The following is a 2,151-nucleotide window of genomic DNA, read 5'->3' as shown; positions in this document are numbered from 1 at the left end:
TTTCTTTTTATATACTATTCCTGTTGTAATACCTCAGAATGTTTTCCAACTAGAAACTTCTCTAGCATCAGAAAGAAATAAATCTGATTGTAAAGTATGTCCAGATGGTAATTTTGTATTTGTATCCATATTCTCTGCTTTTAAAGTAAAGTAGTATCAGTCATCACCATCTTCACTTTGGAATCTTTCAAATTCTTTAATAACTTTTAAAAACTCATCTTTATACTTTGAAAATTCATTTGAATGATCTTGAATCAATGCTGGACTCTTGATTTTTTCAAAATCTAAATTAGAAATATTTTGTAAAAAACTTTTTTTAATGTTTGGTTTTGTTACATAAATTCTCCCATCACATGCACCAATACCGGAAAAACTTTTCCTATTAGAACCAAGAACAGCATCCTTTTTTGGGAAAATTTTATTTTTCTCGTTATAAAGTTTTGAAAAAAAGGTTTTTCCAGATCCATCACCATTTCCATTTTTTAAATATTCCTGAATAGCAACTTCCTTGCTTTTATATAGCTTTTTATTGAAACTAAAAATATCTTTACTATCTTTTTCTATGAATTGTTCCAAATCTTTAAAACTTTTTAATTTCTTATTCTTGTTTGTATTTGAAAATAAGAATTCTTCAATTTTATTTTCCTTTTTATATTGCTCAAGAAGACTTTCTTTTGTCAAATATTCCTTGCCATTATATTTATAAATAAGAGCTTTATTTTTTTCATCTTTTAGTTCTTTTTGAACTTCATTGTCAATTTTTATTTCTCTTGCTTTTTCAGCTTCTGATTTTGTTTTAAAAATCTTATTGTCAAATCTATATTTTTTTATATATTCATCAGTATATTTATTGATGCTTTTTTTAATATTTACCTTTTTACCTTTTTTAAGAGGTGTTTTTTTATTTTCCTTTGCAGATTTTCCACAGGAAACAGCAGTTGTCATAACACCAACGAGTGTTATTGCTGAAATTGCTGAAGTTTGCAAAATTACTTTATATTTTTTATTCATTAGAACTCCTAACCACCTTAAATTGTAACCAATACTTCCCTAATTAAATATCTTCCATTTTTTTCAAAAGATATGATTAATCTATCTCCATTATGGAAATTATGTGTTGCAATCGTTTGTGTAATATCATTTATGTTTTTAGCATTCGCTTCTTGACATTTATAATTTATCTTAATCCCATTTATTTTTGCTAAAGGCGATAAAATAGTTGACTTATTATTTTTAATAAAATCTATATTTGGTATATTCAAATTAATTAAATCAGTATCATTTGATTCGGAAATTAAAGTGTCAATATTTCTAATTTCTGAATTATTTTTAATTTCCTTGGAAATTTTATCTCTAAATTTTTCTTCGGTTAAATTTCCCAGGAATTTATCGTTAGATCTAGTTCTTGCAATTACAGGAGATAAATCTGCAAATAATTCTTCATCTGTTTTTGAACTATTAAAAATAAAAGTTGTTGTGTCTACAGGACCATTTGTTTTAGAAACCAATGCTCTACCTTTGATAATTGGTTTATTAGATTTTAATGTACTTACTGAATCTCCATCATGCAAATGTTTTACAAATTCATCAGAGACTAATTTTCTCTCGATAGTTTGTTTTGGAGTAGCAGTATTATTTCAAGAATCTTTTTTTACAAATTCATCTTTAATCTGTGTAATACTAAAGTTTTTTCCTACAATAGTTTTTTGATTATTTGAAATTTGCCCAGATTTTGTTGCTAATACATTCACATAAGTATTTCCACTTCCATCGCCGGTTGATGGTGTTGGCAATTCATTAGCATCTATTGTTGCATTTGAAGGTGCAGAAGAACCATCTTTAAAGTTAACTATTTTTAAAGAAGGTGTTTTTGCTAATTCATTTTTTGATTTTTCAATTGCAAAATCTTTAATATTTTGAAGAATTCCATTATTATTTATTTGATTTTTTCATGCATATTCAAAAGCTTTTTGCTTATCTTTAAATCATTTACCATTAAATTCAAATCTTCTATTAAAATTGAATTCCTGATTATTTTTATACCTATTTAAGGCTCCATTTGGTTTATAACCATTATTTATTCATGATGTCTTTCAATCAATTATTGTGTCTAATCTTACCGATCTATAAGTATGTCCATTAGATTTTGTT

2 protein-coding genes are annotated in these 2,151 nt (G+C 25.6%); both read right to left on the bottom strand.

Translation table 4 applies throughout. From position 1 onward, the window contains the following. Positions 1-1,011, bottom strand: a 1,011-nt coding sequence (locus C4B24_RS04600) for a hypothetical protein (protein ID WP_131599603.1), incomplete at its 3' end; no start/stop codon positions are given. 17 nt (positions 1,012-1,028) lie between these two features. Further along, the coding region (locus C4B24_RS05025; RefSeq protein WP_168388365.1) for a hypothetical protein at positions 1,029-2,151 on the bottom strand (1,123 nt) is incomplete at its 5' end.

It is taken from the genome of Mycoplasma marinum (assembly GCF_004335975.1).
GTDB classification, from domain to species: domain Bacteria; phylum Bacillota_I; class Bacilli_A; order Mycoplasmatales; family Metamycoplasmataceae; genus Mycoplasma_K; species Mycoplasma_K marinum.
The sequence above is the reverse complement of the archived record's forward strand: the minus strand, read 5'-3'. Positions and strand labels throughout refer to the sequence as shown.